This is a genomic window from Frigidibacter sp. MR17.14, assembly GCF_037095735.1.
In the GTDB taxonomy this organism is placed as follows: Bacteria; Pseudomonadota; Alphaproteobacteria; order Rhodobacterales; family Rhodobacteraceae; genus Frigidibacter.
This window is the reverse complement of the sequence record NZ_JBAWKD010000006.1, coordinates 167,764-189,290: the sequence shown is the minus strand read 5'-3', so window position 1 is coordinate 189,290 and position 21,527 is coordinate 167,764. Positions and strand designations below refer to the sequence as shown.

Here is a 21,527-nt window from a genome sequence, read left to right as displayed (position 1 = left end):
GGCCGGTATATAGGGGATTCTCGCGCGAAACGGAAGCGCGCAGCGCAGCGGTCCCCGCTCATGCCGGGCGGCGGGCGCGGACCCAGATCCAGTCGGTGCCCTGCGGCCCGTCGAAACTGCCGCCCGCACGGGTGGTGACCGCCTCGATCTCCCACCCGGCCGAGGCGCGGTAGAGCGCCGCCAGCTCCGCTACGGACGGATAGCTGTAAAGCCGGCCATGGGCATCGCGGCCCTCGGCCGTGCCGGCCTTGAAGCTTGCCATCTGCAGCCCGCCCGGCCGCAGCGCCCGGAAGACGCGCGCCAGAACGTCCCGAAGACATTCGCGCGGCACATGCAGCAGCGCGGCCCGTGCCCAGATCCCGTCGAAGGCCGCCTCGGCCGCCAGATCGCCGAAGCGCAGCACAGCGACATCGCGCGCGTGCCCCGCGTCCGCCAGCCGCGCGGCCGCCAGCCCGGCCATCGCCGCGGCCCCGTCCGTGGGCGAGACATCGAGCCCCGCCCGCAGCATCGCCAGCGCGTCATGCCCCGCGCCGCAGCCAAGCTCGAGCACCCGCGCCCCCCGCGGCAGCGCCGCGATGAAGTCCCGCAGCTCCTCGCCCGGCGCCCCGCCGGCCCGCGCGGCATGCTCGGCCGCCCGCGTCTCGTAGAACTGCAGCGTCGGATCGTCACCGGCGCCGGTCATCGCCGCCCCGCCATGCAAAAGGGCGCCCCGGCGGGGGCGCCCCTTGCGAAATCGTCGGTCCGAAGGCGGCTCAGCCGGCGCAGCGCTTCGAGGCCTCGTCCATCGCCGCGGTGAAGCCCATCAGCGAGAAGGTGTCCTTGGTCTGCGTGCCGCGGGCCGATTTCGCGGTCAGCACGGCTTCCGAGCCGCCCTTCAGCGAGGCCACGATCTTGGCATCCTCGTCGCGCGAGCCCGACCAGGCCCATTCGCCATCGGTGAACAGGTTGTATTTCGTGCCGCCGATCTCCAGCTCGACGGTCGAGCCGCCGGCGAAGGGATAGCCGCCGGTGAAGCTGACCTCGCCCGCCTGGGCGCCGGGGCGGTAGGTGATGAACAGCAGGATGTCGCCGCGCTGCACCTGCACCGGGGCGCCGTCGCGGCTGTTCACGGTCTGCTTGGGGGCCGAGACGCCCCAGCATTCCTTCGGGCTCTCCTCGACGAAGACACTCCAGTCCGTCTTCGCGGCGACCCGGTTGGTGGATTCCTGCGCGACGGCCGCGCCGGTCGATGCGATGGCCATCACGGCAGCCGCGATCATCCCAAGTCCGGTGCCCAGCGATTTCAGTGACGTCATGTGTCCCTCTGTCTTCGAAGCCTCTCCCAGGCCGTCCCCCGCTTGACGCGGGACCTCGCCGGGGCGCGCTTGTTTCACGCCTTTTCCCGTGGCGGCGGCCAGTCCAACCCGATATCGCTGTCCTTAGCAAACAACCCTTCGTTGGCGAAAGACCCGAAGGCAGAAAATCGCGCATGTGTGAGGCTGAAATTGACAGACCCGGTCGCTTCCGTCGCCACTTCTGCTCGTCCCTTGATCGAGATCTGGCGGGGCGGGCTTCTGGAAGGCCAGCATCTGGGCCATGCGGTGATCTGGGGGCCGGGCGGGATCGAGGCCGCCTGGGGCGATCCCGATGCCGTGATCTTCCCGCGCTCGTCCTGCAAGATGATCCAGGCGCTGCCGCTTGTGGAAAGCGGCGCCGCCGATGCCGCGGGGCTCACCCCCGCGCAGCTCGCGCTGGCCTGCGCCAGCCATCAGGGGGCGGGCCTGCATGTCAGCGCGGTCTCGCGCTGGCTCGGTGACCTCGGTCTGGCCGAGCCCGACCTGCGCTGCGGCGCGCACATGCCCAAGGACCCGGCCGAGGATCTGCGGCTGCGGACCTCGGGCGACAGCCCCTGCCAGATCCACAACAACTGCTCGGGCAAGCACGCGGGCTTCCTGACCTGGACGCGGCACGCCGGCGCCGGCCCCGACTACACCGAGATCGATCACCCGCTGCAGCGCGCGATCCGCGCGGCGACAGAAGAGGTGACCGGCGCGGACATCGCCGGCTGGGGCATCGACGGCTGCTCGGCCCCGAACTTCGCGACCACGGTCGCCGGCCTTGCCCGCGCCATGGCCGCCTTCGCCGCCGCCAACCCGACGGGCGGGGCGCGCGACCGCGCGATGGCACGCCTCGCCCGGGCGATGGCCACCCACCCCGAGATGGTGGCGGGCGAGGGGCGGGCCTGCACCACGCTGATGCGTGCGATGGGCGGGCGCGTGGCGATCAAGACCGGGGCCGAGGCGGTGTTCGTGGCGATTCTTCCCGAGCAGAAGCGCGGCATCGCGCTGAAGATCGTCGACGGCGGCACCCGCGCGTCAGAGGCGGCGATCGTGGCGCTGCTGATCCGGCTCGGCGCGCTGGACGCCCGCGACCCGGCGGTGGCGCCCTATCTGGGCGCGCAGCGCAACTGGCGCGGGCTGGTCACCGGCGAGATCCGCACCGCACCCGGCTTCGCCTGACCCCGCCGGCGGCCCGCCGCGCTCAGCCCGCCGACGGGTCGGGCGCCGGGGCGGGGGGCAGCAGTCCGTGCCGCCCGGCCCAGTCGCGGGCCAGATGCACATCCGCATCGTCGGGTGCCCAGTCATGCCCGCAGTCCAGCCGCGGCGCCTCGACCCGTGCCCCGGCCGCGGCCAGCTGCGCGGCAAGGCGCGGCGCATCCCCGGGGCGGCGGCGGTCGTCGCGCAGCCCGGCCAGCAGCAGCACCGGCAGGCTGGAGAGGTCGGGAAAGGCCATCTCCGCCGCCAGCGGCTCGGGGCGCATCAGCACCGCGCCGCGGAACCGGCCCGGGGCGACGGCGAGCAGCGCCTCGGCAAAGATCGCGCCGCTCGAATAGCCGGCCAGCAGCAGAGGCCCGTCCTCGGGGCAGGGGGGCGACCCGTCCCCGGGCAAACCGACCCCAGTCGACCCATCCCCGGGCAATCTGTCTGCCGCCAACACGTCTCCGGCCGAACCGTCCCGGTCCGCTGCGCCCTCGGAGCGCGCATTATGGTCCAGCCCATAGCGGGCCAGCCACGCGCGGGCCAGCGCCAGCACCGCCGGCGCGTCTATGCTGCGATCGGCGCGCCGTGCGAAGAAGGTGAAGCCCGCGCCCTGCGCGACAGCGCCGCGCGGGGTCAGCGCCGCCAGCCCCGGCAGCGCGCGGCGGGTGAAGTCCCGAAGGTCGGTCTCGTCCCGTCCCGCGCCATGCAGGGCCAGAACCCTCAAAGCCGGCCCGCACAAGTAAGGCCCGCACAAGTAAGGCACACGCAAGGACGGCACGCGCGAGGCGCGCGCGGGGCCGCGCTCACGCCGACGGGCCGCCCGAGACCGCGTCGAGCCGCTCCTTGAACTCCTTGCGCAGCGCGCGGCGCAGCTCGGCCGCGCGGTGGCGGCGGGTCTCGATCTCGGTCGCGGGCACGAAGGCCGGCACCTTGGCCGGGCGGCCGGCATCATCGACCGCGACCATCGTGAAGTAGCACGAATTGGTGTGGCGGCGGCTGCCGGTGCGGATCTCTTCGGCCTCGACGCGGATGCCGACCTCCATCGAGGTGCGGCCCGCATGGTTGATCGCGGCGCGGAAGGTGACCAGCTCGCCCACCAGGATCGGCTCGAGGAAGAACACCTGGTCCACCGACAGCGTCACCGCGTAGCGCTTCGAATAGCGCGAGGCGCAGGTGAAGGCGACGCGGTCCAGCAGGTTCAGCAGCGCGCCGCCGTGCACCTTGCCCGAGAAGTTCGCCATATCCGGCGTCATCAGCACCGTCATCGTCAGGTGACGGTCGTCCTGCCGGTCCTCGAGGATCTCGTCCATCGCTCAGCCTCCGATGAAGTCGCGGGCCGCATAGCCCTGGATGTAGAGCAGCGCCGAAAGGTCGCCGTGATTGATCCGCACGTCGCATTGCGCGGCGACCGCGGGCTTGGCATGCAGCGCGACCCCGGTCCCGGCCATGCCCAGCATGCCAAGGTCGTTCGCCCCGTCGCCCACCGCGATCACCTCGTCATGCCCGATGCCGAGGCGCGCCGAGATCTCGGTCAGCGCCGCCATCTTCGCCTCGCGCCCGAGGATCGGCCGCGCGACCTCGCCGGTCAGATGGCCGTCGGCGACCAGCAGCGTGTTCGCCCGCGTCTCGTCGAAGCCCAGGTGGCCACCCACCGCCGTGGTGAAGGCGGTGAAGCCGCCCGAGACCAGCGCCGCATAGCCGCCCGCGGCCTTCATCGTCGCGATCAGCGCCGCGCCGCCGGGGGTATAGGTGATGCGCTCGGCCAGAACCTGCGCGATCACGCCCTCGGGCAGGCCCTTCAGCAGGCCGACGCGCTCGGTCAGCGCGCCCTCGAAATCCAGCTCGCCGTTCATCGCCCGGGCGGTGATCGCGGCCACGCGGGCGCCGACGCCGGCCATGTCGGCCAGCTCGTCGATGCATTCCTGGCCGATCATCGTCGAATCCATGTCGGCGATCAGGAAGCGCTTCCTGCGGCCCGCGGCGGGCTGCACCACGAGGTCGAGCCCCATCGCCTGCAGGTCGTCCCAGTCGCCCCAGCGGCTGGCGGGGATCGCGTCCAGGTCGAACTCGGCGGCGATGCCCTCGGCCAGCCAGCGGATCGCGCCACCGCCCCAGGCGTCGCGCAGCGCGGCGACGGTCGCCTCCTGCAGGTCGGCGCGCGCGGGGGCGGCAAGAAGCGTGGCGACATGGGCGGTCATGGTGTCCTCCATCCGGGCCGAGAGCTGGGGCCGCGCCGAGTTATGCGAAAACGGGCTTTCTGGCCAGAGCCTTCGCTGTCGGGCCCCGAGGCGGGGCACGCCACGGCCGTCGGCCTTTGCGTTCGCCCGTTTCCGGTGACCGTTTCCGTTGACAGGCCCCGCGCGCCCGCGGATGGTCGCCGCGACCTCCCCCAGCACGGTGATCCCATGCGCGCCAGTCTCCTCGTCCTGCCGCTTCTCGCCGCGGCGCTGCCCGCCACGGCCCAGACCGACCTCGCCGCCCTGCCCAGACAGGACCGCATCGCGGTCTTCGCCGCGGCCGAGGCCGCCCATGCCGTGGGTCAGGCGAAGAAGACGAAGGCGATCGACGCCCGGCCGGCGAAACCCGGCGAGGTCGTGGTCACCAAAATCCTCGGCGAGGGGACCGAGACCACCTCGAAACCCGCGGCCGAGGGCGACTGGGTCGTGCGCAACCGCTGCCCCGAGACCGGGAACGAGGAATATCTCGTCGCCGCCGCCAAGTTCGCGCCGCGCTACGGCGCGCCGACCTCGGCCGCCGATGCCGCAGGCTGGCAGGCCTTCACGCCGCTCGGCAAGCCGATGGACTACACCATCGTTCCCGAGGGCACCGCGCCCTACGCGATCGAAGCGCCTTGGGGCGAGGCGATGCGCGTGGCCCCCGGCGACGCGCTGATGCGCACGCCGGGCGATGCCGCCGACATCTACCGGGTCGAGCGGCGCGCCTTCGCCTGCACCTACGAGATCATCACCGCGCCCTGACTGCGGCACAGGCCAAGGTGCCGCAAGACGAAGACGGGCCGGAGGATCCGGCCCGTCGCGTCGTTCCGGGGTCCGGACACCGACCTCAGTGCTTGGCCTTGTAGGCGTCGAAGGCGGTCTTGATCATCGCCTTGGCTTCCTCGGCATTGCCGAAGCCCGACAGTTCCACTTTCTTGCGGCCTTCCGGCAGGGTCTTGTAGACGGCGAAGAACTGTTCCAGCCGCTGGCGCTCGATCGCCGGCAGGTCCGAGATGTCCTGGATGTCGTCATAGGTCGGATCGATGTCCGAGGCCGGGACCGCGACGATCTTGGCATCTTCCTCGCCGCCGTCGATCATGTGCAGGATCCCGATCGGACGGCCCAGGATGACCGCGCCCGGCACGATCGGCTCGCGGGTGTAGATCAGCGCGTCCAGCGGATCGCCGTCGCCGCCCAGCGACGAGGGGATCGAGCCGTAGTTGGCCGGGTAGATCACCGGCATCGACTGGAAGCGGTCGACGACGACATAGCCGATCTCGGTGTTCAGCTCGTATTTGGTGAAGCTGCCCTGCGGGATCTCGACGACGGTCAGGAAGTCGGTGCCCTCGGCGGGCTGCGGGTAGTCGAGCGGGCTCATCGACTGGGCCTGGGCAAGGCCGGCGGCGAAGGTGAGGGCGGAGGCGAGCGCGAGGCTGCGGAGCATGGGGAGGACCTCTCAATTATGCGAGGGGTCCGCCTAGGCGCCCGATGTGACGCTTTGCTCTCGTGCGGATGATCCTTTCGTGACGCCCCGGCGAAAAGGGGGGCGGCGTTGCGCCGCCCCGCCCGAAGGGATCAGTCCCGGCTCTGCGCCGCCGCGCGCCGCCGGCGCGCCCGCGCGGCGACACCCAGCGCGCCCAGCGCAGCCGTCAGCAGCGGCGCCGCGGCCGGCAGCGGGATCGGTTTCGTGTCGTAGGTCCCGTGGGTGATCGGCGTCCGCGACTGGTGCATCCCGTCCTCGAGGAAGAGGTAGGTGAAGCAGTCGCCGCTGCAGGTCCAGGTGCCGTCATACGAGAAGTCCATGAACATCGCGCCGCGTTCGTTCATGCCGCTCAGCCTGCCCGAGAGCATGTTCTGGCGGCGCTTGGCCGACTCGCTATCGCTCTCGCGTTGCAGCAGGCCCCTGAACAGCAGCTTGTCCAGCGGGGCGGGGAAGCGCAGGTCGATCCCATAGGAATCGGGGCGGGCCTTCAGCAGGAAGCGCGCCGGCACATCGGCTGTGCCGCCCGTTGCGCGGTAGGTGTTGTAGACCTCTCGCTCGCCGAATTCCTCGTCGCCGATCCAGATGTTGATCTCCATGCGCTGGTCAAAACGCCAGTTGCCGGTGGTGGCGGCAGAGGCGCCGGTCGCGGCGGTGGCGAGGGCCAGTGCAAGGAGAAGGGTGGGGGTCTTCATGGGGACGTCTCCAGACGGTTTACATCAACAGGGTGCGGCTTGGGGCGTTCGAGGCCTCTGCGCGGTGCGGCCGCATCACCGCGCGGAAGGGGGTGTCCCACGCGGTCCGCGCGGGAGGAGGCAGGCGGCCGACGGGCCGCCGACGGGCCAATGAGGTGCCGCCGACGGGCCGGAACAGGGCGACCGCCCGGACGGCGGACGTCGGGCAAGGCGAGCCTGTCGCGATGGCTCTGTCGCGGCGCCCGGCCGGCGGGGCGCGGTGGCCGCGACCGGCCGGTTCTTGGCCAGAGGGGGCGACCGGGATCGGAACGGCAGTCCTGCAGCGCGGGGGCGCTGCGTCGATGGCGGGGGCGGCCGCACTGGCCGGAAACGGGTGCCGGAAACGGGCAAATCTTGATGATTTCTGAAAAGGTTGGACAGCTATGGGCCGCGGGATCGGTGTCGGCGCGTCGGGGTCACCCTGCCAGCCCTCAGCGGGGCTGTAAACCGGCGCCGGGCAGGGGGGAAGGCGGAACGCCGTGACGGAAATCCGGCGGAAAGGCGAACATGCGTATTGCCAGACACGCGGCGCTGCGATAGACGCGGCGGCGGGACACCCTTCCCCAACGAAGGGCGGTTATCTGGAAGGATACCAGACATGGCTTTTGAAGCTCCGGCACAGCGCCCGGCGAATCCGCGTTTTTCGTCCGGCCCCTGCGCCAAACTCCCCGGTTTCACCCTCGACATGCTCGCCGACGCGCCCTTGGGCCGGTCGCACCGCGCCGCCATCGGCAAGGCGAAGCTGAAAGAGGCGATCGACCTCACCCGTGACATTCTGGGCGTGCCCGCGGACTACCGCATCGGCATCGTTCCCGCCTCCGACACCGGCGCCGTCGAAATGGCGCTGTGGTCGCTCCTGGGCGCCCGCCCGGTCGAGATGCTGGCCTGGGAATCCTTCGGCGAAGGCTGGGTCACCGACGTGGTCAAGCAGCTGAAGATCGACGCCACCGTCAAGAAGGCGGCCTATGGCGAGATCGTCGACCTCGCGACCGTCGATTTCGACAAGGACGTGGTCTTCACCTGGAACGGCACCACGAGCGGCGTCCGCATCCCGAACGGTGACGCGATCCCCGCCGACCGCGCCGGCCTCACGATCTGCGACGCGACCTCGGCCGCCTTCGCGATGGACCTGCCCTTCGACAAGCTCGATGTGGTGACCTTCTCCTGGCAGAAAGTGCTGGGCGGCGAAGGCGCGCATGGCATCCTGATCCTGTCGCCCCGCGCCGTCGAGCGGCTGGAAACCTACACCCCCGCCTGGCCGCTGCCGAAGATCTTCCGCCTGACCTCGAAGGGCAAGATCTCGGAAGGCATCTTCAAGGGCGAGACGATCAACACGCCCTCGATGCTCTGCGTCGAGGACTACCTGGTCGCGCTGAAATGGGCGCAGTCGCTGGGTGGCCTCAAGGGCCTGATCGCCCGCTCGGAAGCCAACGCCAAGGCGATCGCAGACTTCATCGCCGACAAGGACTGGATCGCGAACCTCGCCGTCGATGCGGCGACCGCCTCCTGCACCTCGGTCTGCCTGAAGTTCACCGATGCGCGCATCCTCGACGGCGAGGCCTTCGCCAAGGCCGTCGCGAAGCGGCTCGAGAAAGAGGGCGTGGCGCTGGATGCCGGCGCCTATCGCGACGCGCCTCCGGGCCTGCGGATCTGGTGCGGCGCGACGGTGGAAACCGCCGACGTGGCGGCGCTGATGCCCTGGATCGAATACGCCTTCCTGGCCGAGATCGAGGCCCAGGCGAAAGCCGCCTGACCCTTCCGACCCTTTGCGACTGAGGGCGCGCATCTTCCGATGCGCGCTGCGAAAAACCGCACTTCGTATGCACGGGGGGTGTACGGCCGGTGTACGCCCGGCACCCCCCTCCGCCACCCGATATCAGGAGCTTGCCATGGCCCCCCGCGTTCTCGTTTCCGACGAACTCTCCGAAACCGCCGTCCAGATCTTCCGCGACCGCGGGGTCGAGGTCGACTACATGCCGAAGCTCGGCAAGGACAAGGAAAAGCTGGCCGAGATCATCGCCCAGTATGACGGCCTCGCCATCCGCTCGGCCACCAAGGTGACCGCGGCGCTGTTGGAAAAAGCCACCAATCTCAAGGTCGTGGGCCGCGCCGGCATCGGCGTCGACAACGTCGACATCCCCTCGGCGTCCAAGAAGGGCGTCATCGTGATGAACACGCCCTTCGGCAACTCGGTCACCACCGCCGAGCATGCCATCGCGATGATGTTCGCCGCCGCCCGCCAGCTGCCCGAGGCCTCGGCCTCGACCCATGCCGGCAAGTGGGAGAAGTCAAAGTTCATGGGCGTCGAGGTCTTCAACAAGACCCTCGGCGTGATCGGCGCCGGCAACATCGGCGGCATCGTCTGCGACCGGGCGCTGGGCCTGAAGATGAAGGTCGTGGCCTATGACCCCTTCCTGTCGGAAGAGCGCGCCAAGACCATGGGCGTGACCAAGGTCGAGCTGGACGAGCTGCTGGCGCGGGCCGATTTCATCACCCTGCACGTGCCGCTGACCGACAAGACCAAGGGCATCCTCAACGCTGAAAACATTGCGAAAACCAAGCCCGGCGTGCGCATCGTCAACTGCGCCCGCGGCGGTCTGGTCGATGAGGCCGCCCTGGCCGAGGCACTGAAGTCCGGCCATGTCGCCGCCGCCGCCTTCGACGTGTTCGAGGTCGAACCGGCCACCGAAAGCCCGCTCTTCAACCTGCCGAACGTCGTCGTGACCCCGCATCTCGGCGCCTCGACCACCGAGGCGCAGGAGAACGTGGCCCTGCAGGTCGCCGAGCAGATGTCGGACTACCTGCTGACCGGCGCCGTGCAGAACGCGCTGAACATGCCCTCGGTCACTGCCGAGGAAGCCGCGGTCATGGGCCCCTGGATCAAGCTCGCCGGCCACCTCGGTAGCTTCATCGGCCAGATGACGGACGAGCCGATCAAGGCGATCAACATCCTCTACGACGGCACCGTGGCCGAGATGAACCTAGCCGCGCTGAACGCCTCGGCCATCGCCGGCATCCTGAAGGCCACCAACCCCGACGTGAACCTGGTCTCGGCCCCGATCGTCGCGAAAGAGCGCGGCGTGCAGGTCTCGACCACCAGCCAGGGCAAGTCGGGCGTGTTCGACGCCTACGTCAAGATCACCATGGTCACCGACAAGCGCGAACGCTCGATCGCGGGCACCGTCTTCTCGGACGGCAAGCCGCGCTTCATCCAAGTGAAGGGCATCAACCTCGATGCCGAGGTCGGCGCCCACATGCTCTACACCACCAACCAGGACGTGCCGGGCATCATCGGCACGCTGGGCGGCACGCTGGGCGAGCATGGCGTGAACATCGCGAACTTCACCCTGGGCCGCTCGCATGTCGGCGAGGACGCGATCGCGATCCTCTACCTCGACGCGCCGCTGCCCGAGGCCGCCCAGAAGGCGCTCGAGGCCACCGGCAAGTTCCAGCAGGTCAAGCCGCTGGAATTCGAGGTCAACTGATCCCTTGCCCGGGGCAGGCCAGTGCCCCGGCAAGAGATGCCCGGCCCCCCGCCAGACCCGGCGGGGGGCCGCTTTCATGACCGGAGGACGCGATGCGGACCTATGCGATCGGTGACATCCACGGCCGGCTGGACCTGCTGCAGGACGCCCATGCGAAGATCGCCGCCGACCGCGCCCTGACCGGCGATGCGACGGCGCCGGTGATCCACCTCGGCGACCTCGTGGACCGCGGCCCCGACAGCGCCGGCGTCATCCGCCTGCTGCGCGAAGGCATCGCCGAGGGCGCGCCCTGGCAGGTGGTGAAGGGCAACCACGATCGGATGTTCCTCGGCTGGCTCGCCGATCCCTGGGCGCGCGATCCGGGGCTGCGGTCGGATCTCGGCTGGCTGCACCCGCGCCTTGGCGGGGATGCGACGCTGGCCTCCTACGGGCTGCGTGCCCCCGGCGACCGCCCCGTCGCGCCGGTGCATGCCGAGGCGCTGGCCGCGGTCCCCCAGGCCGACCGCGACTGGCTCGCGGCCCTGCCGACGCATGTCCTGCGCGGCGATCTGCTGTTCGTCCACGCCGGCCTCCGCCCCGGCGTGCCGCTGGCCGAGCAGACCGAAACCGACCTTCTCTGGATCCGCCACGAGTTCCTCGACGATCCGCGCGACCACGGCCCGCTTGTGGTGCATGGCCACACCGCGCTCGACCACGCGCAGCACCATGGCAACCGGGTCAACCTCGACGGCGGCGCCGGCTACGGCCGCCCGCTGATGTGTGCCGTCTTCGAAGGCCGCGAGTGCTGGCTCCTGACGCCCGAGGGCCGCGCGCCGCTTCAACCCCGCTGACACCCGTTTGGCTCTGCAGAAATATCCCGGGGGGAGCGGGCAGCGCCCGCGAGGGGGCAGCGCCCCCTTCGCTCCCTCAGGTCTCGGGCAGTTCGGACGACGGCAGGATCGGGAAGAACACGCCCCCCGACCACAGCCCGAACCAGCTCTCGCCCTCGACCGGCGCATGCACGCCCGCCTCGACCAGGCGGTAGAAGGTCTTGCGGTCGATCAGCGCCTCGAGCCCCGCGCGCACCATGACATAGGGCGACGGTTCATCCGTCGCGGGATCGCGGGTGACGCGGATCGCATGCTCGGGGCCGGCGGTGACGCTGTCGCCCACGTTGGTCTCGAACCGGATCGCGGCGGCCTCGCCCTCGCCCGAGATCTCGGCATCGACGGCGACGAAGGGCGCGTCCTCGACGCGGATCCCGACCTTCTCGACCGGCGTGACCAGAAAATAGGCATCGCCCTCACGCTTCAGGATCGTCGAGAACAGCCGCACGAGGGGCGCGCGACCGATCGGCGTGCCGAGATAGAACCATGTCCCGTCGCGGCGGATCTCCATGTCGATGTCGCCGCAGAACGGCGGATTCCACAGGTGCACCGGCGGCAACCCTCGGGCCCCCGCGCTCTTCGCCGCTTCCATCAGCCGCTCGGTGGTGGTGCCGGCGGTGCCGCCCTCCGCGACCTCCGGCTCCTTCACATATGTGTCAGGCTTTTTTCCCATTGGTGGCGTCCCAAACATCTGCCTCTATTGTGACCATATGACCTAGCGAGGAGACGTTGTCATGGCCGGGCCTTCCCTGACCTCCCCCAACCTTGGCCCGACCGATGGCGCGGCGCTGGTCGCAGAGATCGAGTCGCTGGCCGAACGGCTGGGCCATGCCCGCAGTTCCGTCGAGGGGCGCTTCATCGGCCAGGAGAAGGTCGTCGAGCTGGTGCTGACCGCGATCCTCTGCGGCGGTCACGGCCTGCTCGTGGGCCTGCCGGGACTTGGCAAGACGATGCTCGTGGACACGCTTTCGACGGTGATGGGCCTGAAATCCTCGCGCATCCAGTTCACGCCCGACCTGATGCCGGCCGACATCCTCGGCTCCGAGGTGCTGGAAACCGCCGCCGACGGGTCCCGCGCCTTCCGCTTCATCGAGGGGCCGGTGTTCTGCGAGCTCTTGATGGCGGACGAGATCAACCGCGCCAGCCCCCGCACCCAGTCGGCGCTTCTGCAGGCGATGCAGGAAAAGCAGGTGACCGTCGCGGGCCAGCACCGCCAGCTCGGACGCCCGTTCCACGTTCTGGCCACCCAGAACCCGCTGGAGCAGGAGGGCACCTATCCGCTGCCCGAAGCGCAGCTCGACCGTTTCATCGTGCAGATCGACGTCGATTATCCCGACCGCGACACCGAGCGCGCGATCCTTCTGGCGACCACCGGGATCGAGACCGGCTCGGTCACCGAGGTCTTCACGCCCGAGGCGATCCTCGCCGCCCAGCAGACCGTGCGCCGGATGCCGGTGGGCGAACAGGTGGTCGAGGCGATCCTCGACCTCGTGCGCGCCTGCCGCCCCGGCGAGCCCGAGGCCGCGGCGCGGGTGAAGCAGGCGGTCAGCTGGGGGCCGGGACCGCGTGCCGCGCAGGCGCTGATGCTGGGCGTGAGGGCGCGGGCGCTGCTGAACGGCCGTCTCGCGCCGGGGATCGAGGATGTGGCGGCGCTGGCCCGGCCGGTGCTGACCCACCGCATGGCGCTGAGCTTCGCGGCCCGGGCCCGCGGCGAGAGCCTGTCCGAGATCATCGACGGCGTGGCCGCGCAGGTCACCCATATCGAGGCGGCGGCTTGAGCCCGCACACGATCAGCCACAACTCGGCCGGCCTGCGCCGCCGCGCGGACGAGCTGTCGCACATGCTTCCGCCCCTGCTGGCGGCGGCGCGGCAGCTGGCCGCGACCGTGCAGCTTGGCGCGCATGGCCGGCGGCAGGCGGGGTTGGGCGACGAGTTCTGGCAATACCGCCCGGCGACGGCGGGCGACGAGGCGCGGGCGATCGACTGGCGCCGCTCTGGCCGGGCCGACAGCCATTTCGTGCGCGAGCGCGAATGGCAGGCGGCGCAGTCGGTGCACCTTTGGGTCGATGACGCGCGCTCGATGGAATTCACCGGCGACGACAACCGCCCCACCAAGGCTGACCGCGCCCGCCTGCTGGCGCTGGCGCTGGGCGTGCTGCTGATCCGCGCGGGCGAGCGTGTCGGCATGGCCGATCCCGAGATCCCGCCCCGCGCCGGCGAGGTGCAGCTGGTGCGCCTTGCCAGCCGCTTCACCGCCGATGCCGGCGACGAGGATTACGGCGCTCCCGTAGGCCGCGCGCTGTTGCCGCAATCGCGCGCGGTCTTCATCTCGGACTTCCTCGGCGATCCCGCCGGGGTCGAGAAGGCGCTGACCCGCGCTTCGGACCGGGGCGTGACCGGGGCGCTGCTGCAGGTGCTCGACCCGGTCGAGGAAGCCTTCCCCTATCAGGGCCGCACGATCTTCGAATCGATGACTGGCGGGCTGATGCACGAGACGCGCAAGGCCGGTGACCTGCGCGACCGCTATCTGGAGCGTCTGGCGGGACGGAAGGCACATCTGCTCACGCTCGCGCAACGGACGGGCTGGCAGTATCACTGCCACCACACCGGCGATCCGGCCCCCGGCGCGCTCCTGTGGCTTTACCACGCGATGGAGCGCATGGCCTGATGTTCACGCTCGGCCCCCTCGGTTTCGTCTCGCCCTGGCTGCTCCTGGGGCTGATCGCGCTGCCGCTGCTGTACCTGATCCTGCGCGCGGTGCCGCCGGCGCCGATCCGCCGCCGCTTCCCGGGCGTGGCGCTGCTGCTGGGCCTCAGCGACGAGGAACAGGTGACCGACCGCACGCCCTGGTGGCTGCTGGCGCTGCGGATGCTGGCGGTGGCCGCGGCGATCCTGGGCTTTGCCGGGCCGGTGCTGAACCCCGTGGCCCGAGAGCCGGGGCAGGGGCCGCTGCTGATCGTGTCGGATGGCAGCTGGGCCTCGGCCCGCGACTGGCAGCGCGCGCGCGCCCGCATCGACAGCGCGCTGGAATCGGCGCGTCTGGCCGGCCAGCCCGCGGCGCTGGTCTCGCTGACCGCCGACGAGCCGCCCGCGCCGGTCTTCGCCCCCGCGGCCGATGTCGCAAGCCATCTGCCGGGGCTGGAACCTGCGGCCTGGGAGCCTTCGCCCGCGGCGATGCGGGCGCTGGCCGCGGCGCTGCCGGATCAGGCGTTCGACACGCTCTGGATCTCGGACGGGCTGCAGCGCGACGGGCGCGCGGCCCTGCTGTCGGCGCTGCAATCGCATGGCACTGTCTCCGTGGCCGAAAGCCCGCGCGCGCTGCGCGGCCTAGGTCCCGCGCGGTTCGAGGATCAGCTTCTGAAAGTGCCGGTGCTGCGCGCGGTCACCGGATCGGCTGCCACGGCAGAGGTCGCGGCGCTGGGCCTTGATCCGCAGGGCATCCAGCGCGAACTGGCCCGCGCCACGGTCGATCTGCCCGCAGGTGCGGCCGAGGGCGAGGCGCAGTTCGACCTGCCGGCAGAGCTGCGCAATCGGGTGACGCGCTTCGAGATCGTCGGCGAGCAGACCGCGGGCGCGGTGGCGCTGGCCGGAGATTCTCTGCGCCGGCGCAAGATCGCGCTGGTCGATGGCAGCGCCTCGTCTGCCGAGGGGCTCGAGCTGCTGTCGCCCACCCATTATCTCGAACAGGCGCTGGCGCCCTCGGCCGACCTGATCCGCGGCACGCTGTCGGATCTGGTGCTGGCCGACCCCGACGCCATCGTCATGGCCGATGTCGCCCGCATCACCCCGCAGGAAACCGAAGAGCTGGTGGGCTGGGTCGATCGCGGCGGTCTGCTGATCCGCTTCGCCGGCCAGCGGCTTGCCGCCTCGGACGAGGGGCGCGGGGCCGAGGATCCGCTGCTGCCGGTGCGGCTGCGCGCGGGCGGCCGGTCGGTCGGTGGCGCGATGAGCTGGGGCGAGCCGAAGACGCTGGCGCCGTTCCGCGAAGGCTCGCCCTTCCACGGCCTTGCGATCCCGGAGGACGTGACGGTCAGCGCGCAGGTGATGGCCGAACCCGACCCCGACCTGTCGGAACGCACCATCGCCGCGCTGGCCGACGGCACGTCCCTGGTGACCCAGCGCCGCGAGGGGCAGGGGCAAGTGATCTTGTTCCATGTCACCGCGAATGCCGAATGGTCGAGCCTGCCGCTGTCGGGCCTCTTCGTGCAGATGCTGGAACGCCTGTCGCTTGCCACCCGCGCGGCGCTGCCGGAGCCCGGCGATCTGGCCGGCACGACATGGGTGCCGCAGCGGGTGCTCGACGGCTTCGGCGCGCTCGAAGATGCGGGCGAGATGGCCGGCGTGCCCGGCGAGCGTCTGGCCGAGCCGGTGCCGGGCGCAGACCTGCCGCCCGGGATCTACGCCAGCGACGACCGCAGCCTTGCGGTGAACGCCATCGCCCCGGGCCGCGCGCTGAGCCCGGCCGCATGGCCCGCGGGGCTCGTGCTGGCCGAGGATGGCGCCGGTGGCGAGACGCCGCTGGAGGGGCCGCTGCTGGCCCTCGCGCTGGGGCTTCTGATGATCGACATCCTCGCCTCGCTGATCCTTGGCGGGCGCCTTTCGCGGATGCGCCGCGTCGCCGCCGTCGCCGCGGGCCTCGGCCTTGCGCTGGCGGTGATGCCTGCGGGCGGTGCGCGGGCGCAGACGGCGGGTGCCGACCAGCAGGCGCTGCGCGCGACCGCAGAGGTGGTGCTGGCCTATGTCCAGACCGGCGATCCCCAGATCGACGAGGTGTCCGAGGCGGGGCTCACCGGCCTCAGCCAGATCCTGCGCACCCGCACCTCGGTCGAGCCGGGACCGCCGATGGCGGTGAACCTGAACACCGACGACCTGTCGGTCTTCCCCTTCCTCTACTGGCCGGTGACCCCGGACGAGCCCGCGCCCTCGCCCGAGGCCTACCTGCGGCTGAACCGCTTCCTGCGCACCGGGGGGATGATCCTTTTCGACACCCGCGATGCCGATGTGGCCGACTTCGGCTCGGCCACGCCCGAGGGCCGGCGGCTGCAGGCGCTGGCGGCACCGCTGGACATCCCGCCGATCGAGCCGATCCCGGCCGATCACGTTCTGACCCGCACCTTCTACCTGCTGCAGGACTTCCCCGGCCGCTATGCCGGGCGCGGGATCTGGGTCGAGGCCTCGCCCCCGCAGGCCGAGCAGGCCGAGGGGATGCCGTTCCGCAACCTCAACGACGGCGTGACCCCGATCGTGGTCGGCGGCAACGACTGGGCCGCGGCCTGGGCGGTGCTGCCGAACGGCCAGCCGATGTTCCCGGTGGGGCGCGGCTATGGCGGCGAGCGGCAGCGCGAGATCGCCTATCGCTTCGGCGTCAACCTCGTGATGCATGTGCTCACGGGCAACTACAAATCCGACCAGGTCCATGTCCCCGCGCTGCTCGAGCGGCTGGGCCAGTGACCGGAGGTAGACCCGCATGATCAGCCGCCTTGTCTATGACACGCTGCTGCCCTGGCCCGTGATCTGGGTCGCGGTGGCGCTGGCCGTGGCGATGGTCGCCCTCGCGCTCTGGCAGGGTCTGCCGGGCTGGTGGCTGCGCGGGCTGGCCGCTGCGGCGCTGATCCTCGCGCTGACCGGCCCTTCGATCGAGACCGAGGAACGTCAGCCGCTGTCGGACATCGTGCTGATGGTCGTCGACCGCTCGTCGAGCCAGTCGCTGTCCGACCGCGCCGCCCAGACCGAGGCCGCCGCCGCGCGGATCGAGGCCGAGGTCGCCTCGATGCCCAACACCGAGCTTCGCCGCATCGATGTCGGCGACGGGGAAGAGGACGCAGGCACCCAACTGATGACGGCCCTGGCGGGCGCTTTGGCCGAAGAGCCCCGGGCGCGAGTCGCGGGGGCGATCCTCGTGTCCGATGGGCGTGCGCATGATCTGGCGGCGCTGCCGTCGATGCCGGCGCCGCTGAACCTCGTGATGACCGGCCACCAGCGCGACTGGGACCGGCGGCTGGTGGTGAAGACCGCCCCCGCCTTCGGGATCATCGGCGAGCCGCTGTCGGTGACCATCCGCGTCGACGAGATGGGGCGGATGCCTGGATCGGAAGCGGGCCGCGATGTCGAGATCCGCCTGTCGATCGACGGGGCCGAACCGCAGACCTACCGGATGCCGGTGAACACCGACCTCGAGCTGGCGCTGACCCTGACCCACGGCGGGCAGAACGTCGTGCAGTTCGCGGTCCCGGCCGCAGAGGGCGAAATCACCGACCGCAACAACGAGGCGGTGGTGCAGATCAACGGCGTGCGCGACCGGCTGCGGGTGCTGCTGGTCTCGGGCGAGCCGCATGCCGGCGAACGCACCTGGCGCAACCTGCTGAAATCCGACAGCTCGGTCGATCTCGTGCATTTCACCATTCTGCGCCCGCCGGAAAAGCAGGACGGCGTGCCGGTAACGGAACTGTCGCTGATCGCCTTCCCGACGCAGGAACTGTTCGTCGAGAAGATCGATGAATTCGACCTGATCATCTTCGACCGCTATTCGCAGCGCGGCATCCTGCCGCCAAGCTATTTCGAGAACATCAAGCGCTATGTCGAGGACGGCGGCGCGGTGCTGGTCTCGGCCGGGCCGGAATTCGCCAGCGTCGAAAGCGTCTATCACTCGGCGCTGGCCGACATCCTGCCGGCCCGCCCGACCGCACGGGTGCTGGAACGCGGCTACCTGCCGCGCGTCTCGGACATCGGCCACCGCCACCCGGTGACCGAAGGGCTGGAAGAGGCCTGGGAGCCCGAGGGATCCGACCTGCCGCAGCGGGCCGAGGGCGAGCCGCGCTGGGGGCGCTGGATGCGCCAGATCGAACTGGCCGACACCCGTGGCCAGACGGTGATGGACGGTGCCGATGGCGAGCCGCTTCTGGTGCTGGACCGGGCGGGGCAGGGGCGGATCGCGCTTCTCGCCTCTGACCAGGCCTGGCTCTGGGGGCGCGGCTTCGAGGGCGGCGGGCCGCAGCTCGAACTGCTGCGCCGGCTGGCGCATTGGATGATGAAGGAGCCGGATCTCGAGGAAGAGGCGCTGACCGCCACCGCGCAGGGCCAGCGGATGACCGTGACCCGCCGCACGCTGGGCGAGGGCCCGCGCGAGCTGACGATCACCGCCCCCGACGGCACGCCGACCGTGCTGCCGATGGAGGAAAGCGACCCCGGCCGCTTCACCGCCGTCTATGACGCGCCCGAGATCGGCCTCTATCGCCTGAAGGAAGGCGACATGGAGCGGGTCTATGCCGTCGGCCCCTCGGCGCCCAAGGAGTTCGAGCAGACCATCGCCTCGGACGAGGCGCTGGCCGAGCCGATGGCGGCGACCAACGGCGGCACGGTGCGGATCGAGGAGGGGCTTCCGGATGTGCGCGCGGTGCGTGCGGGCCGCCCCGCCGTGGGCCGCGGCTGGGTGGGGATCACGCCGCGCGACGCGCATGCGACCGTTGGCCTGTCGGTCTCGCCGCTGCTGCCGGCCTGGGCCTTCCTGCTGATCGCCTCTGCCCTGATCCTGGCGGCCTGGCTGCGCGAGGGCCGGCGCTGATCGAAGCCTGAGCGCCGCTCGGGAACCGCAAGGTGAACCGTGCGTTTACGCGGTGCGTATAGACGCATCGTCGCACGATGGGCGCGCCGGACGGGAGGGCTTGGCCATGCTGATCGATCGTCGTCTTTTCCTTGGGGCGCCGCTGGCCTTCTGGGCGGCCCGCGCCGGCGCGCGGCAGCCGAACTGGTTGCTGGTCCCCGGCGAGACCGAGGTGAAATTCACCTACAAGCTGAACGGGGCGCCGGTCACCGGGCGGATGCAGGCGCTTTCGGCGGATCTGGAGATCGACCTGAACCAGCTGTCGCACAGCTCGGTCGAGGTGGTGCTGGACGCGGCCAATGCCGACCCGGGCATGCCCTTCGCCAAGACGGCGATGCTGGGGTCCGAGGTGCTGGACGTGGCCCACAACCCGACGATCCGTTTCGTGTCGACGAAGGTCAGCGGCGCGCCCTCGGCCGCCGATGTCGCCGGCCAGCTGACGCTGCGCGGCACCACGCGGCCGGTGACCTTCGCGGGGCGCGTGAACACCGCGGCAGGCAGCAGCGACACCTCGCATCTGGTGATCACGTTGAACGGCGGCATCAGCCGGGCGAAGTTCGGATCGACCGGCTATGCCGATCTGGTCGGCGACGAGGTCGATTTCACCGTCCGCGCACGGTTGCAGCGGGTGTGACGGCAACGCGCCGGGTTAGGACCCGGCGCGTCGGGCGTGTGGCCGGGCCTGGGCCGGGCCCGGTGCATCAATCGGGGGCGGCGTCAGGCAGCCCGCATGGCGTCCCGCCTGCGCTGCAGCATCGCCAGTGCCACAGCAACGATCACCGCCAGCACCGTGCCCGCCGCCATCAGACCGCGCACGACGCCGACGATCCGCGAGCGCGGTCCGCCGGCACGGATCGTCGCGACCTCGGCCGCGGTCACCCTGTGGCCTGCATCGTCATACTGGGCCACGACATAGGTGGCGAGGGCGGCGATCTCGTCATCGCTCAGCGTGGTGTAGGCGTTGGGCTGGGTGCCGAAGGGCGGCATGAAGACATGCCCGGCCTCGGTCTTGCGATCGACCCCGTTCAGCACCGCGGCGATCATGTTGCCGGTTGCCTTGCCGGCGGTGACCGAGTTGTTGAACAGGCTCGGGTAATACTGATCCCTGGTCCCCTGATCGTTGTATCCGTGGCACGAGGCGCAGTTGGCCAAGTAGATCTGCGCGCCAGCGGTGGTCGAGGTCGGGTCCGCGGGGGCGTCAAGGCCGCGGAAGCCGGCCGAGAGGTTCTCCGGCGCCCCCTGCCCGAAGCGGGCGGGGCCGCCGACCGGCGGCACTTCCTTGATATAGGTCGCGATCGCGCCGAGGTCCGCGGGCGCCAGTTTTGCGAAGCTGTGCGACACCGCCTCGGCCATGCTGCCGCCGGCCTGCGCCTTGCCCTCGGCCCGGCCGGTGGCGAGATAGGCCACGATCTCGTCCTTCGACCAGCTGCCGATGCCCGCGACCGGGTCGGAGGTGATGTTTGGTGCATACCAAGGGCCGACCTGCGCGCCGGCCATGTGGCGCAGGCCCTCTTCCTGCATCAGCAGCCCGCGCGGGCTGGGCAGGTCGAGCGGTGGCCCGGACCCTCAGCCAGATAGGCGCCGCGGTTCCACGCGTCGGACTTGCCGGCGACCGGGGTGAAGCCGGGGGCGCCGTGGAAACAGCAGGTACCAGCCCCTCATCGAGGCTGGCAGGTTGAAGGGAAACGGCAGCGCCGTCGTGGCGCTGGGCGCGTCGACGGGCTGAACGCCCTTCTGGAAATCCGCGTGGAGGGCGTGGATGTCCTCGTCGGTGATCTTCGCGAAGGCGGTATAGGGCATCGTCGGTTAGAGGTTCGCACCATCGGCCCGGATCCCGCGGCGTCGACGATGATGGAATTCAACCATTTCATCGCGGTGGTGGGCATGATCAAGACCGGGCTCGGGGTCAGCGCCCTGCCGATGGTGTACTGCCCCGCGCCGCGCCTGCTGCTGGCGCCGACGGTGACCCGCGACCTCGGGGTGCTGACGCGCAACCTCGACGGGACCGCCTCGCGCCACATCCCCAGCTTCCACACGTGCTTGCGCAGCGCGGCCGAGGGCAGCCCGGCGCCTTGACCCCGCCGCCGGGCAGGGTTTCGCCTATGGACACGTGTGACGCGCAACCCCCTGCGCGGGGGGCGGGGTTGGCGCTATGATCCCGGCCGGGGGGCGCGTTGCCCCATTTTCGCGCGGGAGGCTGCGATGCGGGTCATGGTTCTGGTGAAGGCCTCGGAGGCCAGCGAGGCGGGCGTCCTGCCCACCACCGCCGATCTCGAGGCGATGGGCGCCTTCAACGAGGCGCTCGCGGCGGCGGGCATCCTGCGCGAAGGCGACGGGCTGAAGCCCAGCGCGAAGGGCGTGCGCGTGGTTTTCGACGGCCCCGGGCGCGAGATCGTTCCGGGGCCGTTCGCCGCGGTGTCCGAACTGCTCGCAGGCTACTGGATCTGGGAGGTCGCGGACATGGAAGAGGCGGTGGCCTGGGTCCTGCGGGCCCCGAATCCCATGCCGATGCGCAGCGAGATCGAGATCCGTCCCTTCTACGAGCCCGAGGATTTCGGCCCCGCCCTGACCCCGGAACTGGCCGCGCAGGAAGAGGCGCTGCGCCACAAGCTCGCCAAGGAGTGAGA

At 70.8% G+C, this 21,527-nt stretch carries 21 protein-coding genes; 12 read left to right on the top strand and 9 right to left on the bottom strand.

Going from position 1 to position 21,527, the window contains the following annotated elements; all coding sequences use genetic code 11:
- Positions 1-58: 58 nt before the first annotated feature.
- Both V8J36_RS16250 and V8J36_RS16245 read right to left on the bottom strand, forming a co-directional pair.
- Entirely contained in the window at positions 59-682 is a 624-nt protein-coding gene (locus V8J36_RS16250; protein ID WP_336468361.1) for a class I SAM-dependent methyltransferase, read from the bottom strand.
- Positions 683-752: 70 nt separating this feature from the next.
- The gene (locus V8J36_RS16245; RefSeq protein ID WP_336468360.1) at positions 753-1,295 is read right to left on the bottom strand and encodes an invasion associated locus B family protein; all 543 of its coding nucleotides are present in this window, start codon (positions 1,293-1,295) and stop codon (positions 753-755) included.
- Positions 1,296-1,484: 189 nt separating this feature from the next.
- On the opposite strand from V8J36_RS16245, the gene V8J36_RS16240 reads away from it, so the two are divergent.
- The gene (locus tag V8J36_RS16240) at positions 1,485-2,498 is read left to right on the top strand and encodes an asparaginase (protein ID WP_442902503.1); all 1,014 of its coding nucleotides are present in this window, start codon (positions 1,485-1,487) and stop codon (positions 2,496-2,498) included.
- Positions 2,499-2,520: 22 nt separating this feature from the next.
- On the opposite strand, the gene V8J36_RS16235 is transcribed toward V8J36_RS16240, so the two are convergent.
- From V8J36_RS16235 to serB, 3 genes are all read right to left on the bottom strand, one after another.
- Positions 2,521-3,243: an alpha/beta hydrolase gene (locus tag V8J36_RS16235; RefSeq protein ID WP_336468358.1), complete on the bottom strand. Its 723-nt coding sequence runs from the start codon at positions 3,241-3,243 to the stop codon at positions 2,521-2,523.
- A 79-nt stretch (positions 3,244-3,322) separates the two neighbouring features.
- On the bottom strand, positions 3,323-3,829 hold the full coding sequence (locus V8J36_RS16230) for an acyl-CoA thioesterase (protein ID WP_336468357.1): 507 nt from the start codon (positions 3,827-3,829) through the stop codon (positions 3,323-3,325).
- A 3-nt stretch (positions 3,830-3,832) separates the two neighbouring features.
- Positions 3,833-4,717: a phosphoserine phosphatase SerB gene (serB, locus tag V8J36_RS16225; RefSeq protein WP_336468356.1), complete on the bottom strand. Its 885-nt coding sequence runs from the start codon at positions 4,715-4,717 to the stop codon at positions 3,833-3,835.
- Between the two features lie 207 nt (positions 4,718-4,924).
- On the opposite strand from serB, the gene V8J36_RS16220 reads away from it, so the two are divergent.
- Positions 4,925-5,497 carry a hypothetical protein gene (locus tag V8J36_RS16220; RefSeq protein WP_336468355.1) on the top strand — a complete coding sequence of 191 codons (573 nt, stop codon included), beginning with the start codon at positions 4,925-4,927 and terminating at the stop codon, positions 5,495-5,497.
- Between the two features lie 85 nt (positions 5,498-5,582).
- On the opposite strand, the gene V8J36_RS16215 is transcribed toward V8J36_RS16220, so the two are convergent.
- Positions 5,583-6,179 carry an inorganic diphosphatase gene (locus tag V8J36_RS16215; RefSeq protein WP_336468354.1) on the bottom strand — a complete coding sequence of 199 codons (597 nt, stop codon included), beginning with the start codon at positions 6,177-6,179 and terminating at the stop codon, positions 5,583-5,585.
- A gap of 131 nt (positions 6,180-6,310) precedes the next feature.
- Entirely contained in the window at positions 6,311-6,910 is a 600-nt protein-coding gene (locus V8J36_RS16210; protein ID WP_336468353.1) for a hypothetical protein, read from the bottom strand.
- Positions 6,911-7,547: 637 nt separating this feature from the next.
- Between V8J36_RS16210 and V8J36_RS16205 the strand changes: the two genes are divergently transcribed.
- From V8J36_RS16205 to V8J36_RS16195, 3 genes are all read left to right on the top strand, one after another.
- Positions 7,548-8,702: a phosphoserine transaminase gene (locus tag V8J36_RS16205; protein ID WP_442902502.1), complete on the top strand. Its 1,155-nt coding sequence runs from the start codon at positions 7,548-7,550 to the stop codon at positions 8,700-8,702.
- 136 nt (positions 8,703-8,838) lie between these two features.
- Positions 8,839-10,434 carry a phosphoglycerate dehydrogenase gene (gene serA / locus V8J36_RS16200; RefSeq protein WP_336468352.1) on the top strand — a complete coding sequence of 532 codons (1,596 nt, stop codon included), beginning with the start codon at positions 8,839-8,841 and terminating at the stop codon, positions 10,432-10,434.
- A 92-nt stretch (positions 10,435-10,526) separates the two neighbouring features.
- A complete protein-coding gene (locus V8J36_RS16195; RefSeq protein WP_336468351.1) occupies positions 10,527-11,264 on the top strand; it encodes a metallophosphoesterase in 738 nt (245 codons plus the stop codon).
- A 76-nt stretch (positions 11,265-11,340) separates the two neighbouring features.
- On the opposite strand, the gene V8J36_RS16190 is transcribed toward V8J36_RS16195, so the two are convergent.
- On the bottom strand, positions 11,341-11,892 hold the full coding sequence (locus V8J36_RS16190) for a DUF1285 domain-containing protein (RefSeq protein ID WP_336468388.1): 552 nt from the start codon (positions 11,890-11,892) through the stop codon (positions 11,341-11,343).
- 142 nt (positions 11,893-12,034) lie between these two features.
- On the opposite strand from V8J36_RS16190, the gene V8J36_RS16185 reads away from it, so the two are divergent.
- The 5 genes from V8J36_RS16185 to V8J36_RS16165 all read left to right on the top strand — a co-directional run bounded on the left by V8J36_RS16185 (position 12,035) and on the right by V8J36_RS16165 (position 19,534).
- Complete coding sequence (locus tag V8J36_RS16185) at positions 12,035-13,078, top strand: AAA family ATPase (RefSeq protein WP_336468350.1); 1,044 nt, start codon at positions 12,035-12,037, stop codon at positions 13,076-13,078.
- 62 nt (positions 13,079-13,140) lie between these two features.
- Positions 13,141-13,968, top strand: a complete 828-nt coding sequence (locus V8J36_RS16180) for a DUF58 domain-containing protein (protein ID WP_336468387.1) — start codon at positions 13,141-13,143, stop codon at positions 13,966-13,968.
- Positions 13,968-16,751 carry a DUF4159 domain-containing protein gene (locus tag V8J36_RS16175; protein ID WP_336468349.1) on the top strand — a complete coding sequence of 928 codons (2,784 nt, stop codon included), beginning with the start codon at positions 13,968-13,970 and terminating at the stop codon, positions 16,749-16,751. Before V8J36_RS16180 ends, V8J36_RS16175 begins: the two co-directional genes overlap by 1 nt.
- A 16-nt stretch (positions 16,752-16,767) precedes the next feature.
- On the top strand, positions 16,768-18,861 hold the full coding sequence (locus V8J36_RS16170) for a hypothetical protein (protein ID WP_336468348.1): 2,094 nt from the start codon (positions 16,768-16,770) through the stop codon (positions 18,859-18,861).
- Positions 18,862-18,967: 106 nt separating this feature from the next.
- Positions 18,968-19,534, top strand: a complete 567-nt coding sequence (locus V8J36_RS16165) for a YceI family protein (RefSeq protein WP_336468347.1) — start codon at positions 18,968-18,970, stop codon at positions 19,532-19,534.
- Positions 19,535-19,617: 83 nt separating this feature from the next.
- Here V8J36_RS16165 and V8J36_RS16160 read toward each other — a convergent pair whose 3' ends face one another.
- Positions 19,618-20,421, bottom strand: coding sequence for a c-type cytochrome (locus V8J36_RS16160; protein ID WP_336468346.1), 804 nt, complete (start codon positions 20,419-20,421; stop codon positions 19,618-19,620).
- 327 nt (positions 20,422-20,748) lie between these two features.
- Here V8J36_RS16160 and V8J36_RS16155 point away from each other — a divergent pair, with 327 nt between their 5' ends.
- Positions 20,749-20,976: a hypothetical protein gene (locus tag V8J36_RS16155; RefSeq protein ID WP_336468345.1), complete on the top strand. Its 228-nt coding sequence runs from the start codon at positions 20,749-20,751 to the stop codon at positions 20,974-20,976.
- 126 nt (positions 20,977-21,102) lie between these two features.
- On the top strand, positions 21,103-21,525 hold the full coding sequence (locus V8J36_RS16150) for a YciI family protein (RefSeq protein WP_336468344.1): 423 nt from the start codon (positions 21,103-21,105) through the stop codon (positions 21,523-21,525).
- Positions 21,526-21,527: the final 2 nt, after the last annotated feature.

Coding starts and splice junctions, on each gene's coding strand:
- V8J36_RS16250 (WP_336468361.1), bottom strand. CDS start 682: ATGACCGGCGCCGGTGACGATCCGACGCTGCAGTTCTACGAGACGCGG.
- V8J36_RS16245 (WP_336468360.1), bottom strand. CDS start 1,295: ATGACGTCACTGAAATCGCTGGGCACCGGACTTGGGATGATCGCGGCT.
- V8J36_RS16230 (WP_336468357.1), bottom strand. CDS start 3,829: ATGGACGAGATCCTCGAGGACCGGCAGGACGACCGTCACCTGACGATG.
- serB (WP_336468356.1), bottom strand. CDS start 4,717: ATGACCGCCCATGTCGCCACGCTTCTTGCCGCCCCCGCGCGCGCCGAC.
- V8J36_RS16220 (WP_336468355.1), top strand. CDS start 4,925: ATGCGCGCCAGTCTCCTCGTCCTGCCGCTTCTCGCCGCGGCGCTGCCC.
- V8J36_RS16215 (WP_336468354.1), bottom strand. CDS start 6,179: ATGCTCCGCAGCCTCGCGCTCGCCTCCGCCCTCACCTTCGCCGCCGGC.
- V8J36_RS16210 (WP_336468353.1), bottom strand. CDS start 6,910: ATGAAGACCCCCACCCTTCTCCTTGCACTGGCCCTCGCCACCGCCGCG.
- V8J36_RS16205 (WP_442902502.1), top strand. CDS start 7,548: ATGGCTTTTGAAGCTCCGGCACAGCGCCCGGCGAATCCGCGTTTTTCG.
- serA (WP_336468352.1), top strand. CDS start 8,839: ATGGCCCCCCGCGTTCTCGTTTCCGACGAACTCTCCGAAACCGCCGTC.
- V8J36_RS16195 (WP_336468351.1), top strand. CDS start 10,527: ATGCGGACCTATGCGATCGGTGACATCCACGGCCGGCTGGACCTGCTG.
- V8J36_RS16190 (WP_336468388.1), bottom strand. CDS start 11,892: ATGGAAGCGGCGAAGAGCGCGGGGGCCCGAGGGTTGCCGCCGGTGCAC.
- V8J36_RS16185 (WP_336468350.1), top strand. CDS start 12,035: ATGGCCGGGCCTTCCCTGACCTCCCCCAACCTTGGCCCGACCGATGGC.
- V8J36_RS16180 (WP_336468387.1), top strand. CDS start 13,141: ATGCTTCCGCCCCTGCTGGCGGCGGCGCGGCAGCTGGCCGCGACCGTG.
- V8J36_RS16175 (WP_336468349.1), top strand. CDS start 13,968: ATGTTCACGCTCGGCCCCCTCGGTTTCGTCTCGCCCTGGCTGCTCCTG.
- V8J36_RS16170 (WP_336468348.1), top strand. CDS start 16,768: ATGATCAGCCGCCTTGTCTATGACACGCTGCTGCCCTGGCCCGTGATC.
- V8J36_RS16165 (WP_336468347.1), top strand. CDS start 18,968: ATGCTGATCGATCGTCGTCTTTTCCTTGGGGCGCCGCTGGCCTTCTGG.
- V8J36_RS16160 (WP_336468346.1), bottom strand. CDS start 20,421: ATGCAGGAAGAGGGCCTGCGCCACATGGCCGGCGCGCAGGTCGGCCCT.
- V8J36_RS16155 (WP_336468345.1), top strand. CDS start 20,749: ATGATGGAATTCAACCATTTCATCGCGGTGGTGGGCATGATCAAGACC.
- V8J36_RS16150 (WP_336468344.1), top strand. CDS start 21,103: ATGCGGGTCATGGTTCTGGTGAAGGCCTCGGAGGCCAGCGAGGCGGGC.